Below are 23,545 nucleotides of genomic sequence, written 5' to 3' on the forward strand. Positions count from 1 at the left end.
GTGTCTCAGTCCCAGTGTGGCCGGTCACCCTCTCAGGCCGGCTACCCGTCGTCGCCTTGGTAGGCCATTACCCCACCAACAAGCTGATAGGCCGCGGGCTCATCCTGCACCGCCGGAACTTTCCACACCAAACCATGCGGTCCGATGTCGTATCCGGTATTAGACCCCGTTTCCAAGGCTTATCCCAGAGTGCAGGGCAGATTGCCCACGTGTTACTCACCCGTTCGCCACTCATCCACACCCGAAGGTGCTTCAGCGTTCGACTTGCATGTGTTAAGCACGCCGCCAGCGTTCGTCCTGAGCCAGGATCAAACTCTCCAACAATGCTTTGTTGAAACAATCCCAGCAGACACTCACACAAACCCCACAGGGTTTGGAGCGTCATACTCAAAGAAACCACCAACCACAACACACAGGTCATGGTCGGGGGCATAAAAGAACACTAACCAAAACAGTCCGCTGTTGAGTTCTCAAAGAACACACCCACACCATCACCCACAACCAATTCCAGGCCGTGAAGCTCCGGGGAGCATTTCCTCTGTTCGCTTTCTTGTGCCGGTAACTCTAGCAGGCCCGTTTTCCCGGTGAATCAGGGGGGTCAACTTCCGTTGTCCCGATCCCGTTTCGTTATCACCCGGATACCGAACCAGCTCTGAAGTTATCAACCGCGAAGCGAATCGCATTTTCAAAGTCTTCATTTCCGAAGCCACACCAGGCTACCACTCGATTGTGGAGACCGGGTTTTGACCCCGCGCCAGGCCCGGTCCGGTTTTCCCGGCCCGTGTCGCGCTGACCTGGATAACTTTACACACCCCGAAACACCCCCTGAACACCACCCCCCTCAAAGGTCATCATCGCTGGTCAAGGGCGGTTTTCCGGACTCGTCGGCCGGATCGGCGCGGACCGGGGTCGATGTCCACGTTCGTGTGGTCCTGCTTCTTTGCCGCGATTCCCCTCGTTCGCGCAGGTAGCCTGCCAGGCGATCGTCAGAACGGGGGTACGCAGTGGACTCGACGCCGATCTACACCGAGCTGCAGAAGACTCTGGTGGACCCGGAGGACCGCAACTGGGGTCCTAGTTCCCCGCCGGAGTTCGCGGCTGCGCTGACCGAACGCGTCGAGCGCCCCAAGGCCGAGTCGAAGAAGGCTGCGCGCACGGGTCCCGCTCAGCGCGCTCGTTCCCGTCGTCACCGGGCCGAGGACTGAGCTCGGCGTCAGCCGGCCAGGCGGCGTTCGCGCTGTCGGACCGGGTCCGGGACCGGGGCCGCCGCCAGGAGTCGGCGGGTGTACTCGTGCTGCGGGGCCCCCAGCACTCGTGCCCGGTCTCCTCGTTCCACGACCTTTCCCCGGTGCATCACCGCCACGCGGCGCGCGAGCAGGTTGACCACCGCCAGGTCGTGGCTGATGAACAGGCAGCTGAAGTTCAGCCTGGCCTGCAGGGACTGGAACAGCTCCAGCACCGCGTCCTGCACTGATACGTCGAGGGCGCTGGTCGGTTCGTCGGCGATCAGGAGTTCCGGTTCGAGGGCCAGCGCTCGGGCGATGCTCACGCGCTGCCGCTGTCCTCCGGAGAGTTCGTGCGGATAGCGCTGGCGCTTGGAAGCCCCGAGTTCGACCGCGTCCAGGAGTTCGTCGACGCGTTTGTCGAGTTCCCGGCCTCTCGCGGCGCGATGCAGGCGGAGTGGTTCGGCAATGCTCGCGGCGATGGTCATCCGCGGATCCAGGGACGAGCCCGGGTCTTGGAAGACGATGCCGATGTTCCGGCGGAGCGGGCGCAGGCGGCGGGCGGACAGGGTGCTGATGTCCTGGCCGTTGAGCACGACGCGACCTTCGGTCGGGGTCAGCAGGCGGGCCGCGCACTTCCCCACGGTCGACTTCCCGGAGCCGGACTCGCCGACCAGGGCCAGGACCTCGCCGCGGTCGATGTGCAGGGAGACGCCGTCCACCGCTCGCTGGTCGCCGTAGCTGACCACCAGGTCTTCGACGGCGAGCACCGGATCGGCGGGTGCGGGCTCCTGCGACTCCCCCACCTCGAGCTTGGGCACCGCGGCGAGCAGTGCTCCGGTGTACTCGTGCTGGGGCGCGCGGAAGAGGTCGTCGACTGCGGCCTGCTCGACCACCTCGCCCCGGTACATCACGACCACCCGGTCCGCGAGGTCGGCGACGACGCCCATGTCGTGGGTGATCAGCAGGATCGTCGTGCCCAAGCGTTCGCGCAGGTCTCGGAGCAGGGCCAGGATCTCGGCCTGCACGGTCACGTCCAGGGCGGTGGTCGGTTCGTCGGCGATCAGCACCTTCGGTTCGCAGGCCAGCGCCATCGCGATCATCACGCGCTGCCGCTGCCCGCCGGAGAGCTGGTGCGGGTAGTGCTTCAGACGCCGCGACGGTTCCGGGATGCCGACCAGGTCGAGCAGTTCCACCGCGCGCTCGCGGGCGTTCACGTCGGGATCGCTGTGCAGGCGGATGGCTTCGACGAGCTGCCAACCGATGGTGAACACCGGGTTCAGCGAGGTCATCGGCTCCTGGAAGATCATCGCGATGTCCTTGCCGCGGGCTCGGCGCAGGTCCTGCTCGCCCAGCTCGACACCGTCGAGCTCGATGCGGCCGGTGATCTCGGCGGTGCGCGGGAGCAGGCCGAGCGCGGACATCGCGGTCACGCTCTTGCCCGAGCCCGATTCGCCGACCACGGCCAGGACCTCACCGGGCGCGATGCCGAAGCTGACGCCGCGCACCGCGTCGGTCGTGCCGTCCTCGGTGCGGAAGCGCACCCGGAGGTCGGTGAAGGAAAGGACGTCGCTCATCGGTTCCCCTTCGGGTCCAGGGCGTCCCGCAGGCCGTCGCCGAGCAGGTTGAAGCCGAGGGTGGCGAGCACGACCGCGATGCCGGGGAAGACCACCAGCCACGGGGCCTGCGCGAAGTAGGTCTGCGCGGACGAGAGCATCACGCCCAGCGACGGGGTGGGCGGTTGGACGCCGAGGCCCAGGAAGGACAGCAGCGCTTCGCCGATGATGGCCTGCGGGATCGCCACGGTGATCTGCACGAGCAGCGCGTTGACCGAGTTCGGCAGGATGTGCCGGAACATCGCCGTGGTGCCGCGAGCGCCGGCCGCGACGCTGGCGGTCACGTAGTCCTCGCCCGCCAACCGCAGGGTTTCGCCGCGCACCACCCTGATCAGGTTCGGCACCTGGGACAGGCCGATCGCGATGGCCGCGTTCAGCATCGACGCGCCGAGCACCGCGGCGAGCCCGACGGCCAGGACCAGGAACGGGAAGGCCAGCAGGGTGTCGGTGATGCGGGAGACGACGGAGTCGACGATGCCGCGGAAGTACCCGGCGACCAGGCCCAGCGGCACCGCCACCACGACCGCGAGCAGCACCGACAGCACGCCCACCACGATCGACGCGCGGATGCCGTAGAAGACGCGGGCGAGCTGGTCGCGGCCGAGCTCGTCGCTGCCCAGCGGCGCGGCCAGCGACGGCTGCTGCAGGACGTGGTCGAAGTTCACCGCGGCCGGGTCGGCCGGTGCGATCAGCGGCGCGGCCAGCGCGACCAGCACGAACAGCACCGACAGGACGAGGCCGACGACACCGGTGCGGTGCCGCAGGAGGCGGCTCAGCACGCGGCGGGATCCGCTCACGCGGGGCAGGTCTGCGACCGGCTGGGTCATGCCGCACCTCCACGGACCCTGATTCGCGGATCCACCACCGAATAGAGCAGGTCGACCAGCAGGTTCACCGCGATGTAGCCGACCGCGCTGACCAGCACCGCGGCCTGGACGACCGGGTAGTCGCGGGTGAACACGGCATCGACCATCAATTTGCCGAAGCCCGGCAGCACGAAGATCTGCTCGGTGACCACCGCGCCGGAGATCAGCGTGCCCAGCTGCAGGCCGAGGATGGTCAGCACGGTGATCAGGCTGTTGCGCAGGCCGTGGATGGCGACGACGCGCCGCTCCCCCGCTCCCTTCGCGCGTGCGGTGCGCACGTAGTCGGAGTTCAGGGCGTCCAACATGGACGATCGCATCTGCCGCATCAGCACCGCGGCCAGGCCGCTGCCCAGCACGAACGCCGGCATGATCAGCCGTTCCAGGTTGCCCAGCGGTGACTCGGTGAACGGGACGAACCCCGAGGCGGGCAGCACGCCGAGGCCGACGGCGAAGACGAGCACGCACATCAGGCCGAGCCAGAAGTTCGGGATGGACAGGCCGAACAGCGACACCCCGTTGCCCAGCCAGTCCAGCGGTCCCCCGCGGCGGACCGCCGCGAGCACTCCGGTGGTCAGACCGATCAGCGCGGCGAAAAGCATGCTCAGCAGCGCCAGTTCGAGGGTGACCGGCAGTCGGCTGAGGATGGTTTCGCCGATCGGCAGTCCGGTTTGCGCCGAGTCGCCGAAGTCGCCCTGCAGCGCGCGGCCGATCCAGGTCGCGTACTGCACGTAGATCGGTTCGTCGAGCAGGTAGGACTGGCGGATCTGCTCGATCGCGGCGTCGTCGGCTTCGGCTCCGGCCAGCGCGACGGCCGGGTCGCCCGGGAGCGCGCGCAGGCCCGCGAACACGACGAGGGAAACGAGCACCAGCGTCACCAGGGACTGCAGGACGCGGTTGAGCGCGTAGCTGCGCAGCATCTCAACTCCCGGACTCGACGCGACCCGCGGTCTTCAGCCGCATGATCCCGTCGGGGTAGACCTCGACACCGGCCATGCCTTTGGTGTGCGCGGTGTAGTACTGCTGGCGGTAGAGGTAGATGACGTTGTTGCGCTGCTGCAGCTGCTGGACGACCTGCTCGTAGAGCTGGCGGCGGCGGTCGGTGTTCCGCTCGGCGGCGGCCTGCTCGATCAGCGCGTCGGTCTCCGGCGTCGAGTAGCCGCTGTAGTTCTGCGCGGCTCCCGCCTGGTGCATGACGGTGATGTTGCCGTCCGGGTCGGGGCGGCCGGACCAGCCGATCAGGAAGGTCTGGAAGCGGCCCTTCTTGCCCGCGGAGATGGCGCTGGTGGATTCGCTGGGCCGCAGCACCACGTCGAAACCGGCTTCGGCGGCCATGGCCTGGATGACCTGGCCGACGCGGCTGGTGGTGGAGTCGTTCTGCAGCAGCAGCTCGACGCGCAGCGGGGTCTGCACGCCCGCTTCGGCGAGCAGCCGGCGGGCGCGGTTCACGTCGTGCGGTGGGCAGGCCTGCGTTGCGGGAGTGGCGAATTCGCTGGTCGGCGGGATGGGGCCGCACGCCGGTTGGTAGAGGCCGTTGAAGGCGATGCGGTTGAGCGTGTTGCGGTCGATGGACAGCGACAGCGCTTCGCGCACTCGCGGGTCGTCGGCCAGCGGTCCGTCGACGTGGCCGGGTTTGCCGTCGACGTTGCCGATGTTGACGGTGATGCCCATGTACTGGATCGACGGCTGGTTGAGCAGCACCAGGTCGTCCTCGCGGGACACGATCGGCACGTCCGGCGGGCCGACCTCCCAGACCACGTCGAACTCGCCGGAGCGCAGGTTGGCGATGCGGATGTTGTCGTCGGAGACCGCCTTGTAGATCAGCCGGTCCAGCCGCACCCGGTCGCGGTCGTAGTAGAACTCGCTGCGCTGCAACACGATCCGGTCCTGGGCGACGCGTTCGACGAAGCGGAACGGGCCGACGCAGACCGGGTCGTCGGAGAAGTTCTCGCCGAGCTCGTCCAGCTTCGCCGGGGACATGATCATGCCCGCGCGGTCGGCGAGGACGGTGGGCAGCGGGGCGGAGGGCCGCTTGAGCTTCAGCCGCACGGTGGCCGGGTCGACGACCTCGACGGAGTCGATCGCGGTGAGCTCGGAGCGGCGCCCCGAGGACGGCAGTTCGCGGTGCCGGTCCAGGCTTTTCTTCACCGCTGCCGCGTCGAACTCGGTGCCGTCGTTGAACAGCACGCCGGGGCGCAGCGGGATGGTCAGCTCGCGGCCGTCCGGGGAGCTGCGCGGGAGTTCAGCGGCGAGCTGCGGAACGGCCCGACCGGCCGGGTCGACGTCGTAGAGCTTCTCGCACATGCTGCTGAAGACCTGCCGGCCGGCCAGCGTGGTGGCCAGCGTCGGGTCCAGCTTGTCCGGCTCCTGGTCCAGCGCGATGACGGCTTCGCCGCCGCGCACCGTGGGCGCCTGCACCGAAGATCGCAGCTGACCGGCGGTCTGCTCGACGTCGACCAGCGGACTGCACCCGGTCGCGCTCACCGCCAAGGCCAGCAGGACCACCGGGGCACAACGTCCGAACCGCGTCGTCACCGCGCCTCCCGCCGGCAAGAGGGGCAAAACGCGGAAACCGTATTAGTCCGTCGGTGCCGTGTCCACAGTCCGTGATCATTCCGGCACCGAAAGCCATCGGTGCGGCGGCGGTTCGCCGAACCGCCGCGCGGGCGCGATCAGTCGACGGCGGAGGAGAACAGCGGCAGCGAGACCGAGGGGGCCTGGGCCGGTTCCTTCGCCTCCACCTGCTCCGGCGGGGCCGGGTCGAAGCGCGGCTCGGATTCGACGACCTCGGGCTCCGGCTGCTCGGGCTGCTCGACGGCCTTCTTGTTGAGGGCCTCGCGGGTGCGCTGGGCGGCGCCGCGGATCTGCTCGGTCAGCTGCTTGTTGGCGCGCCGGGTCTGCTCCTCCTCGCGCTCCTGCTGACGAGCGGTGCGCGCGGGTGCCGGCTTCGGCTTGCGGGCCGCCTCGATGTACCGCGTGATGATCGCGCGCAACTCCTGCGCGTGCTCGTCGTTCAGGTCGATTTCGTACGTCACACCATCCAACGCGAAGGTAACGGTGTGGTTGGCTGGGGACCCGTCGATGTCGTCGACGAGTTCGACCTGAATCCGCTCGGCCATGATCACCTGTCTCGGGAACGTGCCCGCCTCGATCCGCGTGACTTGCAGGCAGGACCACTTCGGAGTCCCGCCCACGTTGTAGCACGTGGCATCTCAGTTGTCTCGTACTCAACCATAGAACAGCGGCCCCATCTGCCGATAACCGCCAGGCGGGTCGGTGTTGCGATCGTGCGGGTTGCGCGACGAACGCCGAACGCACCGTAACCGATCCGGGGCCAATCCGGGAAAGTAATGCATCGCACATCCGGAAAGACTCCGGCGGCGGGTGGAACATTCTTCGCGCGGTAGTTTATTGTTCGCTCGCTCTTCTCCGCACCTGCGGTGCGGAGAAGGAGGGGAATCGAGCCGGAATCGAGGGTTACCGTGGCGCAGAAAGTCACCGTTCAGCTCGTCGACGATGTCGACGGCACGCAAGCCGAGACCACCGTCGAGTTCGCCTTGGACGGGGTGAGCTACGCAATTGACCTGTCCGCGGACAATGCCGCGAAACTGCGCGACTCCCTGGCGTCTTTCGTGGCCAACGCCCGCAAGACGGGCGGCCGCAAGCGGACCGCCGCCAAGCCGGGCAAGGCGTCCAGCACTCCGAGCACCGCGGACCGGGAACGCAACCAGGCCATTCGCGAATGGGCCCGGAATCAGGGCATGCAGGTTTCCGACCGGGGCCGCATTCCGGCCGAGATCGTCGAGGCCTTCGACAACGCTCAGTGAGCGCCCGCACGGACGGCCGGTAAGAAGTCGGGACAAAACCGGCCGTCCGTGAATCGTCCGACGGCTCCTCGTGCCGAGCGCCGGACTCCACCATTTGAAGGCGCGTGCCTTATCGACCGGCGAGGAAGTCGGTGATTTCCGCTCGGGTCGGCATCGAACTGCTGGCGCCGTTGCGCTGCACCGACACCGCGGAGCCCGCCGAGGCCAGCCGCATCGCCTCGGGCATGTCGGCTCCCTCGCCCAGCGCCGCGCTCAGCACCCCGACGTAGGTGTCGCCGGCCGCCGTGGTGTCCACCGCGTCCACCGGGAAGCTCGGCACCTCCACCCGCTCGCCGTCGCGGTTGCCGTAGAGCGAACCGCGCGAACCCAGGGTGATCACCACTTCCGGGACCAGTTCGAGCAGCTTCGCCATCGCCCGTTCCGGATCGTCGTCGCCGGCCAGGATCGCCGCCTCGTGCTCGTTGGGCACCAGCAGGTCCACGTTCGCCAGGATGTCCTCGGACAGCTCCGCGGCGGGCGCCGGGGTGAGCACCACGCGCACCCCGTTGCGACGTCCCGCGGCTGCGGCCGCGGCCACGCCGGAGAACGGGATCTCCAGTTGCAGCAACAAGATCTGCGATCCGGCGATGATCTCCTCGTCGCCCGCCACCAGGCCGTCGACGGTGCCGTTGGCGGCCGGGATCACGATGATCGAGTTGCCGGCCTGGTCGTCCACCACGATGTGCGCGGTGCCGCTGCGCCCCGGCATCGTCCGCAGCCCCGCGACGTCCACATCGGACTTGCGCAGGACCTCGCGGATCTCGGTGCCGAACTCGTCCTCGCCGACCGCACCGATCATGTGCACCGCCGCACCCGCCTTCGCCGCGGCCAGCGCCTGGTTGGCGCCCTTGCCGCCCGGCACGGTGTGGAACTCCCGGCCGAGCACCGTCTCGCCGCGCTTCGGGGCGGTGCCCACGTACGCCACCAGGTCCATGTTGCAGCTGCCGAATACGGCCACAGTCGTCGTCACGTGGTTCATCATGGCTGATGAGGGACCCCCGACCGGCTGACGGGTCCGGGCCGCCCCGACGACGTACCATGCCGACCAACCGGCGAGGAGAGGGCGAGACGCGGTGGACTATGCGGTGACAGCGGAGCTCGGACCGCCGACCGGCGTGGTGGAGCTCGACCCGCTGCAGCAGGAGGGGATCGCGGCCGTGCTGGACCGCCACCTCGCGCTGGTCGAGGGGGTCTCGGGGCCGGGCGAATCCGACATCGACGTCCTGGACTACCGCATCACCGTGCATCCGGCCGGGGCCAGCGTGGTGCTGGCGCTCGACGCGCCGTCGCTGCTGGCCGCCGAGGACGCCGCCGCGTCGGTGCTCGACGAGCTGATCAGCGAGAGCGACGTGCTGGCGGGCTGGTCGGTCGCGCACTCGGAGGTGCGCATCACCGAGGACGAGTTCAACCTGCTGGCGGCCAGCGACGGGTCCGACGTGGTCGACGAGCTGGAAGCCGCCGTCGAGGAGGCGTTGGAGACCTCGGCTGAGCCGGCCATGGACGTCGAGCAGTGGCGGAGCCGGTTCCTCGGGCTCGCGCCGCGGCTGCGGGCCTTCGGTCCGGACGCGTTCGGCGCCGAGGGCGAGGCCGTGGCGCTGGCGGCCGGGGCGTTGGTCCACGCGGTCCGGGTGGTCACCGACGAGGTCTTCTACGACGAGCTGGCGCTGGCGGTGAACAACGCGACGGTCGCCGACGCGGTCGGCCTGCTGGTCCTGGAGGAGCTGCCGCCCTGCTACGACCACCGCTACGACGCGTTCTTCGCCCGCGCTTTCGTGCTGGCCTCGACGCCGGTCGCGGAGCGGCTGACCGGCACGTCGTGGACGCCGCCGCGCTCGGTGGCCGAGGAGCTGGCGCTGCGGTTGTTCATCAACGAGGCCCGGGTGGCCCTGGAGGCCGCTGAGCTGATGACCTGGGACGACAGCGAATCGGTGTTCGCGGTGTTCACCGAGCGGGCGTTCGGCGGTCTCGACCACGACGAGCTGTACGAGGTCGACCTGCCGCTGGCCGGCGAGGTGGAGCCGGAGACGGCGGCGCAGGTCGCGAAGGTGGAGGCGGAGCTGCACTCGCGCGGGCTGGCGTTCGACCAGTGGTTCTCGCCGCGCGACGGGAACCCGGCCCAGCACCCCTACCTCGACTCGCTCTGAGCTTGTTTTCGCAGTTCAGCGATGCCCTGCGCCGGCGAGTGGTATTTCTATACCGCCCGGTGCTAGTGTCGCGGTATTCTTATACCGGCACCAATCGCACGCGAGGTATCCGTGATCGAGCTGAAGACGCCCACCGAGGTCCAGCGCATGCACGTCACCGGCCGTTTCGTGGCCGACGTGCTCACCGAGGTCGGCCGGCTCGCCGACGTGGGCGTCAACCTGATGGACCTCGAGCACCACGTGCGCGGCATGATCCGGCAGCGCGGCGCCGAGTCCTGCTACTGGGACTACTCGCCGTCCTTCGGCAAGGGCCCGTTCCGCAACGTCATCTGCCTGTCCGTCAACGACGCGGTCCTGCACGGCCTGCCGCACGACTACGTGCTGCAGGACGGCGACGTGCTCACCGCCGACATCGCGGTCAGCGTCGACGGCTGGTCGGCCGACTCGGCGCGCACGGTCATCGTCGGCACCCCCGCCCAGGAGGACCAGCGGCTCGTCCGGGCCACCGAAGAAGCGCTGGAAGCGGCGATCTCGGCCTCCCGCGCGGGCAACAAGCTGGGCGACATCTCTGCGGCCATCTGGGAGGTGGCCCGCAGCTACGGCTACCCGGTCAACACCGAGTTCGGCGGGCACGGCATCGGCCGCACCATGCACGAGGAGCCGCACGTGCCGAACCGCGGCAAGGCCGGACGCGGCATCGAGCTGCGACCGGGCATGACCCTCGCGCTCGAACCGTGGTTCGCCCGCACCACCGACCAGATCGCGTTCGACCCCGACGGCTGGACGATCCGTTCCGCCGACGGCTCGCGCACGGCCCACTCCGAGCACACCGTGGCCATCACGGAGGACGAGGCGCTGGTGCTCACCCGACGCGAAGAACCCGTTGTGGCGGAAGGGACTTCCACGCGCGGCAAGTCCACAGAGGACTCCTGAGACGCGGGAAGGGCGCCCCGACACACCGGTCGGAGCGCCCTTCTGCGTTGGTGTCAGCCCTGGTTGCGGACCGAGTACGGCGCGACGGTGGCGCCGATGATGGTCGCCTCGTCGATCGTCTGCGGGCGGTAGGACGACTTCGGGAACGACTCGAGCAGCACGTTCGTCGGGTCGTCGATCGGCTCCACGCGACCGAAGATGAACGCCCACTCGTGCTCGTCGGAACCGAAGTAGGCCACCGTCTCGAACGTCGAGTTGAACCGGTTGTAGGCGCGGATCAGCGTCTCGTTGCGCCACACCGTCGGGCAACCCGCCTGGAACGCGACCACACCACCCGCCGACAGCACCGACTGGCAGCGCTGGATGAACTCCATGCCGTACAGCCGGTTGTGCTGCCCGTCCTCGTCGTCGGCCCGCTCGTCCGGCAGGTCGACGACCACGATGTCGTAGCCCTCCGGCGGCGCCTGGTCGAGGAAGCCCCACCCGTCGGCGAAGTGCAGCTTGATCGGCCCGTCACCCCGCTCGGCGGCGGCCACGTCCTCGGGGGTGTAGCCGTAGGGCAGGTGCTCCGCGCACTTGCGCACGCACAGCTCGTCGATGTCCACGTGGTCCACGCGGGTCGCCCCGGCGGCCACCGACATCTGGCTGGCCACGCCCTCGCTGGAGCCGATGATCAGCACCCGCTCCACCTGCGCGGCCAGCAGGAACGCCGGCACCATCATCGCTTCGTGGTAGACCAGCTGGGAGAACTCGGTGCTCTGCCGGTCGTCGTCGCAGAACAGCGAGACGCCCTGGCTGGTGCGACCGATCACGACGTGCTGGTAGGGCGTGTCGCCCTCCCACAGCACCTCGTCGACCTTCCACAGGCGCTCCATGCCGGCGCCCACGGGTTCCTTGATCCACCGGTGCCCGTCGAGCTCGATCAACGGTGCTCCTCCTCGTTCTGGGTATTCCAGGCTCATTTTGCGTGGCGGTGCGAGTAGCGGAACCTCAGACGCCGTCTGGGCTCCGGGAGCCCGTTTTTATGTATGGCCAATACACGGCAAACGGGCTGTCCTCGCCAGACGACGTCTGAGAACCCGCGGCGGTGCAAGCGCCGAGGGCGGGCTATGCGCCTGGCGGCGCATGCGACCCTCGCCGCGCGGTGCCGGCCATGCGTCGCAGTAACTGTTTACCGCTGGAAGCGGCTCGCCGCTTGCCTGACGATGGCTGGTTCGCGCGTGGGCCTCGCTGCTCATCCGCAGGTCCTGACCAGCTCAACTTCTTGCTGATTCCGCTGGTCGTGGATGCTCAGCTGTGGGTTTCGTAGTCGTGGCCGCGTTGGATGGTCTGGACGTTCTGCGCTTGCGGGCGCAGGGCGTCGGCCAGCAGTTGGACCGCCAGCTCCGGCTTCGCGGTGTGCCCGCAGGTGAAGACGTCGATGAAGATCGAGCCGTCCTCCGGGTAGGTGTGCAGCGAAGCGTGGGACTCCGACAGCAGCGCCAGCACCGTGACGCCCTGCGGCTCGAACCGCTTGGCGATCATCTGGCACACCGTGGCGTGCGACTGGCTCAACGCGTTGTGCAGGGTCTCGCGCAGGAACTGCTCGTCGTCCAGCAGTTCCGGATCCACGCCCTCCAGCTCGGCGAGGACATGCTGGCCGGTGAACAAACCGACCGGTGGCGTTCCGGTGTCAACGGACATCTATCGACCTCCCATCGTTTCGCAGAATTTCTGGTGCTTCACGTCTTCCCCGACCCGCTCGCCGGCGAATCCGGACATCACGGCTGCTGATCGCCGTCGACGCAGTACGTGGGCAGCGGGGTGAACCCGTTGAAGCTCACGGAGGAGTAGCTCGCGGTGTAGGCACCTGCGCTGAGCAGGTCGACCCAGTCGCCGCCACGCAGCGTGCGCGGCAGCTCGTAGCGGGTCCGCTGGTACAGCACGTCGTCGCCGTCGCAAGTCGGACCGGCCAGCACGACCGGGCCGACCTCGTCGCCGTCGCGGGAGGTGCGCAGCCGGTAGGTGATGGCCTCGCCCTCGGTCTCGGCCAGCCCGTTGTAGCGGCCGATGTCCAGGTAGACCCAGCGGGATTCGCCGTCGCTGGAGTCGGTGACCAGCACCACCTCGCTGCGCAGCACGCCCGCGTCGGCGGCGATGAACCGGCCGGGTTCGATCAGCAGCTCCGGGCGCTCGGCGCCGAAGTGCTGGTCCAGCGACTGCTCGATGCGGCGCACGTAGTCGGCCAGCGGCGGCGCGGACTCGGTGTAGGCAGCGGGCAGTCCACCACCGAGGTTCACCATCCGCAGCTGCACGCCGCGCTCGGCGCAGGCGGCGAAAACCTCGCTGGCAGCGCTGATCCCGTGCTCCCAGGCGTCGGGCTCGAGCTGCTGGGATCCAATGTGGAACGAAACGCCATAGGCGTCCAGACCGAGTTCGTTCGCCCGCGTCAGCAGTTCCACCGCCGTTTCGGGCGGGCAGCCGAACTTGCGGCCGAACGGGGTCCGGGATCCGGTGTTGTCCACCAGGACCCGGCAGAACACCTGCGAACCCGGCGCGACCTCGGCGATGTTGACCAGGTCGGCGGCGCTGTCCGTGGCGAACAGCCGGACGCCCTGCTCGTGGGCGCGGGCGATGTCGCGGCGCTTCTTGATCGTGTTGCCGTAGGAGATCGACTCCGGCGCCGCGCCCCTGGCCAGGCACAGATCGATCTCGCCGGGGCTCGCGACGTCGAAGGAGGAACCGAGGCCGACGAGCGCGCCGACCACTTCAGGGGTGGGATTGGCCTTGACCGCGTAGCAGATGCGAGCGTCGGGCAGGGCGGTCCGCAACTGCCGGTAACGGTTGCGCACCTGCGCCAGATCCACGACCAGGCAAGGGGTTTCAGGTCTTTGCCGGTCCAGGAACTGCTGGATCGCATCCGGAGTTGCGCCGGTCTGCTGCGCGGTGCCGCTGGGGCGGTCCGTCACACCGGTGGTGGCGGACAGATCGGTCAATCCCGGTACCTCCGTCTCGGAATGCTGGGGTTGGGGTTTTCGCCGGGCCGAATGCCCGCCGAGGGCGGGTGCCCGTGGAGCTCAACTGCGACCAAGAACCGTACCGCGCTCACGGAGAGATTTCGAACCGTGCCCACCTGTTCCCCCGGAAAGCCGAACGTGGTGTGAGCACACCCACGAATTGCCGGCCGGGACGTTGCGTTGCGTGTCCGAACACCGACGTCACGTGATCCGCCGCCGGGCTGTTTCGCCGGCAAAATCGACGTGTTCACCCGCCGGGCACGTCGCATTCGCGAGGAATTGTCCGTGGCGGCGGTCACGGGAAACCGCAGTTTCAATTGAAACTGTGATCCGCCGTGGCCGGAGTCCGCAGTTTCAATGGAAACTGCGGTCGAGCTCAGGTCGAGGTGGGGTGGTCGAGCTCCAGGGCCAGGTAGAAGTCCACTCTGGACGGGAACTCGGACAGGTCCCGTCCGGTGATCTCCTCCACGCGCTGGATCCGGTAGCGCAGCGTGTTCACGTGGACGTGGAGCTGCTTGGCGCAGCGGGACCACGATCCCGAGCAATCCAGGAACGTCCGCAGGGTGCGGACCAGCTCCGAGTGGTGCGCGTCGTCGTAGGCGATCAGGTCGGCCAGCAGGCGTTCGCGGTAGGAGCGGCGCAGCTCGTCCGGGGTCGAGGCGAGGAGCACTTCGTGCGACGCCAGCTCCGCCGCCGCGACCACCTCCGCCCGGCCACGCCTGCGCTGAGCGAGGCGCAGCGCGTAGCCGGCCTCCTCCAGGGTGCCGCGCAGCGCGGTGGCCCGGGTGACGTCGCTCACGCCGACCGCCAGGTTCCGCCCCTCCAAGCACGGTTCGACGTCACCGGCGATCCGGCCGAGCTGGGCGTCCAGCTGAACCAGGTGCGCTTCGTCGCCGACGAACAGCGCGGTCGCGCTGCCGCCCAGCGACGCGGTCACCGAGGCCATGCCGGTGGCGGCCGCGATCTCGCGCAGCAGCGTCGTGGATTCCACCGGGTCGCCGATGTCGAGCGCGACCGCGCGCAACGGCTCCCCCGTCGGCAGTCCGGCCGTCTCCAGCCGGGCGGCGACCTCCTCCGGGCTGGACGTCCCGTCGAGCAGGCGCCGCAGGGCCGCCTCCACCGAGCGCCCCGCGATGCTCCGAGCTTCGTCGACCCGCGCGCGCAGCAGGGCCACCACGGTGCCGAGGTCGGTGGCGATGGCCACCCGCTCCGCGTCCCAGTCGTCGAAGGCACCCCTGGCGAGCACGAACCAGCGAGCGGCCCGCGGGTCGACGTCGGACTCCACCGGCCACAGCACGTGCACGTCGTCGTCCGATCGGACGGTGTTGGGCAGGCGGCCGGTCGCGAACTCGCGCAGCGCCGCGCAGCGGGCGGCATCGGGCAGTTCGGCGGTTCCGCCGACGACCCAGCCCGCCGCGGACAGCACCCAGCAGTCCGCGCCCAGCTCGTCGGCCGCCATCCGCAGCGCCTGGTCCAGGTCCGCGCCCGCGGCCACCGCGGCGACCAGCTCCCGGCGTGGGGCGGAGCGGCGTTGGACGCGGTCGGCGAGCGTGTTGAAGCTGACCGTCAGGGGTACTTCGACGATCGGCAGGTCGTGGCTGCGGCAGGCCTCGACCAGGTCCGGCGGGGCGTGCCCGAGGCGCGCCGTCCCAGCGGCCAGCGCGGCCACCCCGGCGTCGACCAGCGCGGACACGAACCGCTCGGAATCGTCCGGTCCGCTGTGCCACATCAGGCCGCTGAGCACCAGCTCCCCTCCGCCGAGGTAGCGGCGCGGGTCGATCAGGTCGGTGATGTAGACGCCCCGGACCTGCCGGTCCACCTGGTCGGCGCCGTGCAGCAGCACCAGCCCGAGCTCCGGATCGGAGAGGAGATCGCCCAGCAGCACCCGCACACCCCTGACACGGCCCCGCTGCCCCCGGCGGCAGCGGTCGGCAGCACGTATTTGGAGAAACATACAACTCGCGCTCGCCACCCGGAAGGCTTTTTCGGGGTTTCCGCCGCTAGTCAGCGCGCACCACCCGGCTGTGTACTGACTCACACCTTTTCACCGGCCGTGACTAGGAGTTCACCGTGGATTTCCTCCGCCCCGCGACGTGGCGGGAAGCGCTCGAGGCCAAGGCAGCGCACCCCGACGCGACACCCATCGCCGGCGGCACCGACGTGATGGTCGAGATCAACTTCGACCACCGGCGTCCCGACGTGCTGCTGGACCTGACCGGCGTCCCCGAGCTGACCGGCTGGTCGGAAGCCGACGGCGCGCTGCGCATCGGCGCCGGGCTGCCCTACTCCCGCCTGATCGACGAGCTCGGCGAGCGGGTGCCCGGCCTGGCCATCGCCAGCCGCACGGTCGGCTCGCCGCAGATCCGCAACCGCGGCACGCTCGGCGGCAACCTCGGCTCCGCCTCCCCCGCCGGGGACGGCCACCCGCCGCTGCTGGCCTCCGACGCGCAGATCGAGGTCGAGTCGGTGCGCGGCACCCGGCTGATCCCGGCCGCGGAGTTCTACACCGGGGTCAAGCGCAACGCGCTGGCCGCCGACGAGCTGATCTCCGCGGTGCACATCGCCCCGGCGACCGGACCGCAGCAGTTCTCCAAGGTCGGCACCCGCAACGCGATGGTCATCGCGGTGTGCACCTTCGCCATCGCCCTGCACCCCGAGCAGCAGCGGGTCGGCACCGGGATCGGCTCGGCCGCCCCGACGCCGCGGCGGGCGACCGACGCCGAGGAGTTCCTGTCCGCCGAGCTCGACTGGGCGGGGCGGCGACCGCTGGAGGACTCGGTGGCCCGCCGCTTCGGCGAGCTGGTCGCGCAGGCCTCCTCCCCCATCGACGACGTGCGCGGGACCGCCGACTACCGCCGCCACGCACTGGCCGTGATGGCCCGCCGGACCCTGTCCTGGGTTTGGCAAGAGCACTGTTCCGGGAGGCAGGAATGCGCCTGAAGTTCACCGTCAACGGACAGCCGCACGAGGCCGACGACGTGTGGGAGGGCGAGAGCCTGCTGTACGTCCTGCGCGAGCGGCTCGGCCTGCCCGGGTCGAAGAACGCCTGCGAACAGGGCGAATGCGGTTCCTGCACGGTCTACCTCGACGGTGTGCCGGCCTGCGCGTGCCTGGTGGCCGCGGGGCAGGCCGAAGGCCGCGAGGTGCGGACCGTCGAGGGCCTGGCCGACGGCGAGAAGCTGGACCCGGTCCAGGAGGCGTTCGTCGAAGCGGGCGCCGTGCAGTGCGGTTTCTGCACGCCGGGCCTGCTGGTGCAGACCCACGACCTGCTCGAGCGCAAGCCGAAGCCCTCCGACGCGGAGATCCGCGAGTCGCTGGCCGGGAACCTGTGCCGCTGCACCGGCTACGAGAAGATCATGGACGCCGTCCGCCTCGCCGCGCAGCGGAAGGCCCGGACATGAACAGCCCTGGATCAGTCCCACTCAACCGCACCTCAGGGGACCGTGACGCAAACCAGCCACAAGAAACCGCGAAACGCGAGATCGATCCCGAACGCAACCACCACTGTGAATCGCGGAGAGGCGGTACTGTCGTCATCGAAGGCGGCGCCGTGGCCACTGTGGACGACTCGGGCACCGAGTTCGTCGAGGGCCACGTCGTCGTGGAGGGCGACCGCATCCTCTCGGTCGGCCCCGGCTCCGCACCACCGCAAGAGGGCGCGGTGCGGCGCATCGATGCGTCCGGCTGCCTGGTCACGCCCGGACTGATCAACACCCACCACCACCTGTACCAGTGGGCCACCCGCGGTTACGCCGCCGACGCGACGCTGTTCGGCTGGCTGACCGAGCTCTACCCGGTGTGGGCCGGGATCGACGAGGAGATCACCCACGCCGCGGCGTCGGCGGGCCTGGCCCGGATGGCGCTGTCGGGCTGCACCACGGCGGCCGACCACCACTACGTCTTCCCGCGCAGCGGTGGCGACGTGTTCGGCGCCGTGGTCAGCGCCGCGGAGCGGGTCGGGGTCCGGCTGCACGCGGTGCGCGGCTCGATGGACCGCGGTCGCGCGCACGGCGGGCTGCCGCCGGACTCCGTGGTCGAGTCCCTCGACGAGGCGCTGTCCGGCACGCAGGACGCCATCGACCGGTTCCACGACCCGTCGCCCGGTGCTCGGGTGCAGGTCGCGGTCGGGCCCTGCTCGCCGTTCTCGGTCAGCACCCAGCTGATGCGCGAGGCTGCGGAACTGGCCCGCCGCAACGGAGTCCGGCTGCACACCCACCTCGCCGAAACGCTCGACGAGGAGGAGCAGTGCCGGGCCGAGTTCGGCCGGACGCCGGTCGAGTACGCGGACGACCTGGGCTGGCTTGGCCCGGACGTGTGGTTGGCGCACACGATCCACCTGTCCGAGAAGGGCATCTCTCGGCTCGGCGAAACCGGCACCGGGGCGGCGCACTGCCCCAGCTCCAACGGCCGGCTCGGCGCCGGGATCGCACCGGTGCGGCCGCTGCTGGACGCCGGTGCCCCCGTCGGGCTGGGGGTCGACGGGGTCGCCTCCAACGAGGCGGGTGGGCTCGGCGAGGAGATGCGGCAGGCGCTGCTGACGGCGCGGGCCCGCTACGGGCCGCAGGCCCTGTCGGTGCGCGATGCGCTGTGGCTGGCCACCCGCGGCGGTGCGCGCTGCCTCGGTCGCGACGGCGAGCTCGGCTCGCTGGAGCCCGGCAAGCTCGCCGACATCGCGATCTGGCAGCTGCGCGACCTGGACCACGCGGGCATCGCCGATCCGGTGGCCGCGCTGGTGCTCGGTCAGCTGCCGAAGCTGGAACGGCTGCTGCGCGGCGGCTCCGTCGTCGTCGACGACGGCCGGCTGATGTCGGTCCCCGACCTCACAGCAGAACTCACCGCGGCCAGCACCCGGCTCCGGGAGGTGGCGCCATGACCACCTCGCACCCGGCGCTCCGCCGTCCGGACCGGTCCCCGGGTTCCGTCCCCGGCCACGCAAATTCCATTGAAATCAGACGTCCAATTTCCATTGAAATTGCGGAAGTCGTCCACAGGACCCGGAACTTGTCCACAAGCGCCGGTGTGTCGGGCGCCCGACACGCCGTGGGATCACAGTTTCAATTGAAACTGCGGTTCCCCTCCGCAGCAGAAAGCACTGATCGGGTCACGGGAACACCGGAGGTGTCCGCATGAGCAGCCACTCGCCTGCTCGCAGTCCGCAGGAGCTCAACGACGCCATCGGCGGCGGCATCGGCGAATCGCCGCTGCGGCCCGACGGCACCATCAAGGTGCGCGGCGAGTTCGCCTACTCCTCCGACCTGTGGGCCGAAGACATGCTGTGGGGCGCCACGCTGCGCAGCCCGCACCCGCACGCGCGGATCCGGTCCATCGACTTCGGCGCGGCGATGGCCATGGCCGGGGTGCAGACGGTGCTCACCGCCGAGGACGTGCCCGGCGACAACTGCTTCGGCCTGAAGTACGCCGACCAGCCGGTGCTGGCCTCCGACGTGGTGCGCTACGTCGGCGAAGCCGTGGCGCTGGTGGCCGCCGATCACCCGGAGACCGCGCGGCGCGCGCTGGAGAAGATCGTCGTCGAGTACGAGGTGCTGGAGCCGGTGCTCGACGCCGAGCGCGTCGCGCACGACGAGGCGCTGCCGAAGCTGCACCCGGACGGCAACGTGGTGCGGCACCAGAAGATCGTCAAGGGCGATCCGCACGCGAAGGCCGACGTGGTCGTCTCCGGCGTCTACACGGTCGGCATGCAGGACCAGGCGTTCCTCGGCCCGGAATCCGGGCTGGCCATCCCCGCCGAGGACGGCGGCGTCGACCTGTACCTGGCCACCCAGGACCTGCACTCCGACCTGCGGCAGACCGCGCGGGCGCTCGGGCTGCCGCCGGAGAAGGTGCGGATGACCATGTCCGGCGTCGGCGGCGCGTTCGGCGGCCGGGAGGACCTGTCCATCCAGGTGCACGTCTGCATGCTGGCGCTGCACCTGGGCAAACCGGTGAAGATGGTCTACAACCGCGAGGAGTCGTTCTACGGCCACGTGCACCGGCACCCGGCCAAGATGTACTACGAGCACGGCGCGACCCGCGACGGCGAGCTCGTCTACGTCAAGGCGCGGCAGTACTTCGACGGCGGCGCGTACGCCTCGAAGACGCCGGTCGTCGTCGGAAACGGCACCACGCTCGGCGCCGGGCCGTACAAGGTGCCCAACGTCGACGTCGAGGGCTGGGGCGTCTACACCAACAACCCGCCGTGCGGTGCGATGCGCGGACTGGGCGCGGTGCAGCCGACTTTCGCCTACGAGTCCCAGATGGACAAGCTCGCCGACGCGCTCGGCATGGACCCCGTCGACCTGCGCATCCGCAACGCCATCGAGCAGGGCGACTCGATCCCGACCGGGCAGGTGCTGGACTACCCGGCTCCGGTCGCCGAGCTGCTGGAACGGGTGCGCGCGCTGCCGATGCCGGAGGAGCGCACCGGGCCGGTCGACATCCGGAACCTGCCGGGCGGCGCGTCGAACACCACGCACGGCGAAGGCGTGGTGCGCGGCGTCGGCTACGGCGTGACGATCAAGAACATCTGCTACGCCGAAGGCGCCGACGACTTCTCCACCGCGCGGGTCCGGCTGCAGGTCATCGGTGGTGAACCGGCCGCGATGGTGCACACCGCGGCCGCCGAGGTCGGCCAGGGCCTGGTGACCGTGCAGCAGCAGATCGCGCGGTCCGAGCTCGGCGTCGAGCGGGTCACCATCCACCCGAACGACACCAGCGTCGGCCCGGCCGGCTCCAGCTCCGCCTCGCGGCAGACGCTGGTGACCGGCAGCGCGGTCAAGGCCGCCTGCGAGGCGGTGCGCGACGAGGTGTTCGCGCTGGCCGCGCAGCGCTACGACGTGGATCCGGCGGAGCTGTCGCTGCACGGCGGGAAGATCACCTCGGAGACCCGCGGGGTGCTGGCCGATCTCGTGGAGGTGCTCGGCGACGACGTCGTCGAGCAGACCCGCGAGTACCACCACCGCGAGACGTTCCCGCTGGACGAGCAGGGCCGCAGCGATCGGGTGCACGTCCAGCACGCGTTCTCCGCGCACCGCGCGGTGGTCGACGTCGACCTGGACCTCGGGCTGGTCAAGGTGGTGCAGCTGGCCTGCTCCCAGGACGTCGGCAAGGCGATCAACCCGGACGCGGTGATCGGCCAGATCCAGGGCGGCTCCACGCAGGGCATGGGTTTGGCGGTGATGGAGGAGATCAAGGTCGTCGACGGCCGGATCCGCAACCCGTCCTTCACCGACTACCTGATCCCGACCATCCTCGACACCCCGCCCATGGAGATCGACGTCGTCGAGCGCGCCGACCCGAACGCGGCCTACGGGGTCCGCGGTGTCGGCGAGCCGCCGACGATCTCCACCACCCCGGCGGTGGTCGCCGCGATCCGAGCGGCCACCGGCAAGGAACTGCCGCACACCCCGGTGGCACCAGAACACATCATCTGAACACCCAGAAGCCGCTGCGGCGGCGGGGCCGGGCCCGCCGCCGCAGCACCCCCTCCAGAACTGTCTCCGGTGGTCGTTTTGCATAGCGGTGCAAGCACCGGGGGTGGGCTATTCGCCTGGCGGCGAATCAAAACAAGAAGTCAAAGGCAAGCACACAGAGATCTAGGAGTACGACAATGTCCGTGGACGTCGCGACGAGCGCCGAGCAGGACTGGATGGCGCAGGCCATCGATCTGGCCACCACCAACGTCGCCGCTGGTGGCGGGCCGTTCGGCGCGCTGGTCGTGCGGGACGGCGAGGTCATCGCCACCGGGACCAACAAGGTGACCGTCGACCTCGATCCGACCGCGCACGCCGAGGTCACCGCGATCCGCAACGCCTGCCGCGCGCTGGGCACCTTCAAGCTGGACGGCTGCGTGCTGGTGACCTCCTGCGAGCCGTGCCCGATGTGCTTGGCCTCCGCGCTGTGGGCGCGGGTGGACCGGGTGCTGTTCGCCGCCGACCGCGACGACGCCGCCGACGCGGGATTCGACGACCGGGCCTTCTACGACGTGTTCGAGGATTCGGGCACCGCATCGCCGGCCCCGGTGGACCGGGTGGTGATGCCCAACCGCAACGCGGCCTTCGACGCCTGGCGCGGCAAGACCGACCGCATCGACTACTGACCGCTCCCGCCGCGGTGGTCTGAATTCGGAACCCCACTGCGGCCTCCCGGAATTCCGCCCGATTTCCCGGGAATTCCGCTAGTTCCTGGCACCACCAGCCCTGCGGTTCCGATCGCGACGACCGGGTCGCTCCGGAACCCCGCGGGTCAGCTCAGCCGACCCGCCGTTGAAAACACCACCGCGACAGCGGAAACCATTCGACAAACGCCCCACAGCTAATTCGGCGGCATTCCCGTCGGGCCTTCCCCTGCCCGGAAAACCCCGCCGAAGGAAACAGTCCGGGCGGCGCACACGCGCCGCACGGGGGCGCCCACCGGCATGGGAGGACTCATATGACCCAGCAGCTGCAACCGGAAAGAACCGATCCGGACCCGTCCATAGTGGACAGATTTTTCCGCATCGGCATCCGCGGCTCCACGATCTCCCGCGAACTGCGCGGCGGTCTCACCACGTTCGTCGCGATGGCCTACATCGTGATGCTCAACCCGCTCATCCTCGGCTCGTCCGCCGACGCCACCGGAGCACAGCTCACCTCAGAGCAGCTGACCACCGCCACGGCGGCGACCGCCGGCGTGATGACCATCGTGATGGGCCTGGTCGGCAACGCCCCGCTGGCCCTGGCCTCCGGGCTCGGCGTCAACGCGGTGGTCGCCTTCACCATCGCCCCGGCGATGACCTGGGCCCAAGCGTTCGGGCTGGTGGTGCTCGAGGGCATCGTCATCATCGTCCTGGCGGTCAGCGGCATCCGGGAGAAGATCATCAACGCCATCCCGGCGCCGCTCAAGACCGCGCTGACCGTCGGCATCGGCCTCTACATCGCGCTGATCGGCCTGGTCAGCGCCGGGTTCGTGACCCGCAAGCCGGACGCGGCCGAAACCACCGTGCCGGTCCAGATGGGCCAGGGAACCGAGGGGCACCTGGTCGGCCTGCCCATCGCGATCTTCTGCCTGAGCCTGCTGCTGATGCTGGTGCTGCTGGCCCGCAAGGTCCCCGGCGCGATCCTGATCGGCATCGCCGTCAGCACCGTCGTCGCGATCGCGGCCAACGCCGCCTTCGGCATCGCGCCGAAGCAGTGGGGCACGATCGTGCCGGAGCTGCCCGACCACGTCATCGGCAGTCCGGACTTCAGCATGTTCGGCCAGGTCGACCTGTTCGGCGGGTTCGCCGCGGCCGGTGGCATCGCGGCCACCGTCTTCCTGTTCACCCTGGTGCTGTCCGGGTTCTTCGACGCCATGGGCACCATCACCAGCGTCTCCTCGGAGGCCGGGCTGGTGAAGAACGGCAAGGTCGAGGGCATGGGCCGGATCCTGGCCGTCGACGGCATCGCCGCCGCGGCCGGTGGTCTGACCGGTGCGTCGCCGAACACCGTGTTCCTGGAGTCGGCCACCGGTGTCGCCGAAGGCGCGCGCACCGGGCTGGCCAGCGTCGTCACGGGTCTCCTGTTCTGCGCGACGCTGCTGTTCACCCCGCTCGCCGCCGTGGTGCCCGCCCAGGCCGCCGCGCCCGCGCTGGTGATCGTCGGCGCGCTGATGATGTCCCAGGTCCGCCACATCCCCTGGGACGACCCGGAGTACGTCATCCCGGCGTTCCTGACCATCGCGGTCATCCCGTTCACCTACATGATCACCAACGGCATCGGCGCCGGTCTGATCGCCTACGCCCTGATCAAGGTGGCCCGGGGCAAGGTCCGCGAGATCGGCTGGCTGGTCGGCGGCCTCGCCCTGGTCTTCGCCGCCTACTTCGGAATCGAAGGGATCGAAGCCCTCGTCGAGTGATCCGTTCCGCGATGCAGGACGCCTTCAGGAAGCC

20 protein-coding genes and 1 rRNA gene are annotated in these 23,545 nt (G+C 69.6%); 10 read left to right on the plus strand and 11 right to left on the minus strand.

The window, feature by feature from the left end; all coding sequences use genetic code 11:
• Positions 1-324, minus strand: a 16S ribosomal RNA gene (locus tag OU415_RS27890); the annotation flags it as partial.
• A 680-nt stretch (positions 325-1,004) separates the two neighbouring features.
• Here OU415_RS27890 and OU415_RS27895 point away from each other — a divergent pair.
• A complete protein-coding gene (locus OU415_RS27895; RefSeq protein WP_270952281.1) occupies positions 1,005-1,205 on the plus strand; it encodes a hypothetical protein in 201 nt (66 codons plus the stop codon).
• An 8-nt stretch (positions 1,206-1,213) separates the two neighbouring features.
• Here the strand turns inward: OU415_RS27895 and OU415_RS27900 are convergent, their stop codons facing one another.
• The 5 genes from OU415_RS27900 to OU415_RS27920 form a co-directional block, all read right to left on the minus strand.
• Positions 1,214-2,800: an ABC transporter ATP-binding protein gene (locus OU415_RS27900; protein WP_270952283.1), complete on the minus strand. Its 1,587-nt coding sequence runs from the start codon at positions 2,798-2,800 to the stop codon at positions 1,214-1,216.
• On the minus strand, positions 2,797-3,666 hold the full coding sequence (locus OU415_RS27905) for an ABC transporter permease (RefSeq protein WP_270952285.1): 870 nt from the start codon (positions 3,664-3,666) through the stop codon (positions 2,797-2,799). Before OU415_RS27905 ends, OU415_RS27900 begins: the two co-directional genes overlap by 4 nt.
• A complete protein-coding gene (locus tag OU415_RS27910; protein ID WP_270952286.1) occupies positions 3,663-4,622 on the minus strand; it encodes an ABC transporter permease in 960 nt (319 codons plus the stop codon). The genes OU415_RS27905 and OU415_RS27910 overlap by 4 nt, the downstream gene beginning before the upstream one ends.
• Position 4,623: 1 nt before the next feature.
• A complete protein-coding gene (locus OU415_RS27915; RefSeq protein ID WP_270952287.1) occupies positions 4,624-6,237 on the minus strand; it encodes an ABC transporter substrate-binding protein in 1,614 nt (537 codons plus the stop codon).
• Between the two features lie 137 nt (positions 6,238-6,374).
• Positions 6,375-6,821: an Lsr2 family protein gene (locus OU415_RS27920; protein WP_270952288.1), complete on the minus strand. Its 447-nt coding sequence runs from the start codon at positions 6,819-6,821 to the stop codon at positions 6,375-6,377.
• Between the two features lie 363 nt (positions 6,822-7,184).
• Here OU415_RS27920 and OU415_RS27925 point away from each other — a divergent pair, with 363 nt between their 5' ends.
• Positions 7,185-7,529, plus strand: coding sequence for a histone-like nucleoid-structuring protein Lsr2 (locus OU415_RS27925; protein WP_270952289.1), 345 nt, complete (start codon positions 7,185-7,187; stop codon positions 7,527-7,529).
• A gap of 109 nt (positions 7,530-7,638) precedes the next feature.
• Here OU415_RS27925 and rbsK read toward each other — a convergent pair whose 3' ends face one another.
• Positions 7,639-8,538, minus strand: a complete 900-nt coding sequence (rbsK, locus tag OU415_RS27930; RefSeq protein WP_270952290.1) for a ribokinase — start codon at positions 8,536-8,538, stop codon at positions 7,639-7,641.
• A gap of 103 nt (positions 8,539-8,641) precedes the next feature.
• Here rbsK and OU415_RS27935 point away from each other — a divergent pair, with 103 nt between their 5' ends.
• Positions 8,642-9,712: a hypothetical protein gene (locus OU415_RS27935; RefSeq protein WP_270952291.1), complete on the plus strand. Its 1,071-nt coding sequence runs from the start codon at positions 8,642-8,644 to the stop codon at positions 9,710-9,712.
• A gap of 111 nt (positions 9,713-9,823) precedes the next feature.
• Complete coding sequence (gene map, locus OU415_RS27940) at positions 9,824-10,645, plus strand: type I methionyl aminopeptidase (RefSeq protein WP_270952293.1); 822 nt, start codon at positions 9,824-9,826, stop codon at positions 10,643-10,645.
• A gap of 53 nt (positions 10,646-10,698) precedes the next feature.
• Here the strand turns inward: map and OU415_RS27945 are convergent, their stop codons facing one another.
• The 4 genes from OU415_RS27945 to OU415_RS27960 all read right to left on the minus strand — a co-directional run bounded on the left by OU415_RS27945 (position 10,699) and on the right by OU415_RS27960 (position 15,526).
• Positions 10,699-11,571 carry a spermine/spermidine synthase domain-containing protein gene (locus OU415_RS27945; protein WP_270952294.1) on the minus strand — a complete coding sequence of 291 codons (873 nt, stop codon included), beginning with the start codon at positions 11,569-11,571 and terminating at the stop codon, positions 10,699-10,701.
• 364 nt (positions 11,572-11,935) lie between these two features.
• Positions 11,936-12,328, minus strand: a complete 393-nt coding sequence (speD, locus tag OU415_RS27950) for an adenosylmethionine decarboxylase (RefSeq protein ID WP_270952296.1) — start codon at positions 12,326-12,328, stop codon at positions 11,936-11,938.
• A gap of 77 nt (positions 12,329-12,405) precedes the next feature.
• Positions 12,406-13,620: a type III PLP-dependent enzyme gene (locus tag OU415_RS27955; protein WP_270952298.1), complete on the minus strand. Its 1,215-nt coding sequence runs from the start codon at positions 13,618-13,620 to the stop codon at positions 12,406-12,408.
• 397 nt (positions 13,621-14,017) lie between these two features.
• A complete protein-coding gene (locus tag OU415_RS27960) occupies positions 14,018-15,526 on the minus strand; it encodes a PucR family transcriptional regulator (protein WP_270952300.1) in 1,509 nt (502 codons plus the stop codon).
• 185 nt (positions 15,527-15,711) lie between these two features.
• On the opposite strand from OU415_RS27960, the gene OU415_RS27965 reads away from it, so the two are divergent.
• The 6 genes from OU415_RS27965 (at position 15,712) to OU415_RS27990 (ending at position 23,511) form a co-directional block, all read left to right on the plus strand.
• Positions 15,712-16,581 carry an FAD binding domain-containing protein gene (locus OU415_RS27965; protein WP_270952301.1) on the plus strand — a complete coding sequence of 290 codons (870 nt, stop codon included), beginning with the start codon at positions 15,712-15,714 and terminating at the stop codon, positions 16,579-16,581.
• Positions 16,572-17,042 (plus strand): (2Fe-2S)-binding protein, encoded by a 471-nt coding sequence (locus tag OU415_RS27970; protein WP_270952302.1) that lies wholly within the window; start codon positions 16,572-16,574, stop codon positions 17,040-17,042. Before OU415_RS27965 ends, OU415_RS27970 begins: the two co-directional genes overlap by 10 nt.
• Before the next feature lie 80 nt (positions 17,043-17,122).
• The gene (locus tag OU415_RS27975) at positions 17,123-18,514 is read left to right on the plus strand and encodes an 8-oxoguanine deaminase (protein WP_408641926.1); all 1,392 of its coding nucleotides are present in this window, start codon (positions 17,123-17,125) and stop codon (positions 18,512-18,514) included.
• A 253-nt stretch (positions 18,515-18,767) separates the two neighbouring features.
• Entirely contained in the window at positions 18,768-21,071 is a 2,304-nt protein-coding gene (pucD, locus tag OU415_RS27980; RefSeq protein WP_270952303.1) for a xanthine dehydrogenase subunit D, read from the plus strand.
• A 176-nt stretch (positions 21,072-21,247) separates the two neighbouring features.
• Positions 21,248-21,736 carry a nucleoside deaminase gene (locus OU415_RS27985; RefSeq protein WP_270952304.1) on the plus strand — a complete coding sequence of 163 codons (489 nt, stop codon included), beginning with the start codon at positions 21,248-21,250 and terminating at the stop codon, positions 21,734-21,736.
• A gap of 332 nt (positions 21,737-22,068) precedes the next feature.
• Positions 22,069-23,511, plus strand: a complete 1,443-nt coding sequence (locus OU415_RS27990) for an NCS2 family permease (RefSeq protein WP_270952305.1) — start codon at positions 22,069-22,071, stop codon at positions 23,509-23,511.
• Positions 23,512-23,545: the final 34 nt, after the last annotated feature.

It is taken from the genome of Saccharopolyspora oryzae (genome assembly GCF_027853915.1).
GTDB lineage: Bacteria > Actinomycetota > Actinomycetes > Mycobacteriales > Pseudonocardiaceae > Saccharopolyspora > Saccharopolyspora oryzae.

Excerpts from the sequence above, each read along its gene's own strand:
- OU415_RS27900 (WP_270952283.1), bottom strand. The coding sequence starts at position 2,800 with ATGAGCGACGTCCTTTCCTTCACCGACCTCCGGGTGCGCTTCCGCACC.
- OU415_RS27905 (WP_270952285.1), bottom strand. The coding sequence starts at position 3,666 with ATGACCCAGCCGGTCGCAGACCTGCCCCGCGTGAGCGGATCCCGCCGC.
- OU415_RS27910 (WP_270952286.1), bottom strand. The coding sequence starts at position 4,622 with ATGCTGCGCAGCTACGCGCTCAACCGCGTCCTGCAGTCCCTGGTGACG.
- OU415_RS27920 (WP_270952288.1), bottom strand. The coding sequence starts at position 6,821 with ATGGCCGAGCGGATTCAGGTCGAACTCGTCGACGACATCGACGGGTCC.
- speD (WP_270952296.1), bottom strand. The coding sequence starts at position 12,328 with ATGTCCGTTGACACCGGAACGCCACCGGTCGGTTTGTTCACCGGCCAG.
- OU415_RS27970 (WP_270952302.1), top strand. The coding sequence starts at position 16,572 with ATGCGCCTGAAGTTCACCGTCAACGGACAGCCGCACGAGGCCGACGAC.
- pucD (WP_270952303.1), top strand. The coding sequence starts at position 18,768 with ATGAGCAGCCACTCGCCTGCTCGCAGTCCGCAGGAGCTCAACGACGCC.
- OU415_RS27985 (WP_270952304.1), top strand. The coding sequence starts at position 21,248 with ATGTCCGTGGACGTCGCGACGAGCGCCGAGCAGGACTGGATGGCGCAG.
- OU415_RS27990 (WP_270952305.1), top strand. The coding sequence starts at position 22,069 with ATGACCCAGCAGCTGCAACCGGAAAGAACCGATCCGGACCCGTCCATA.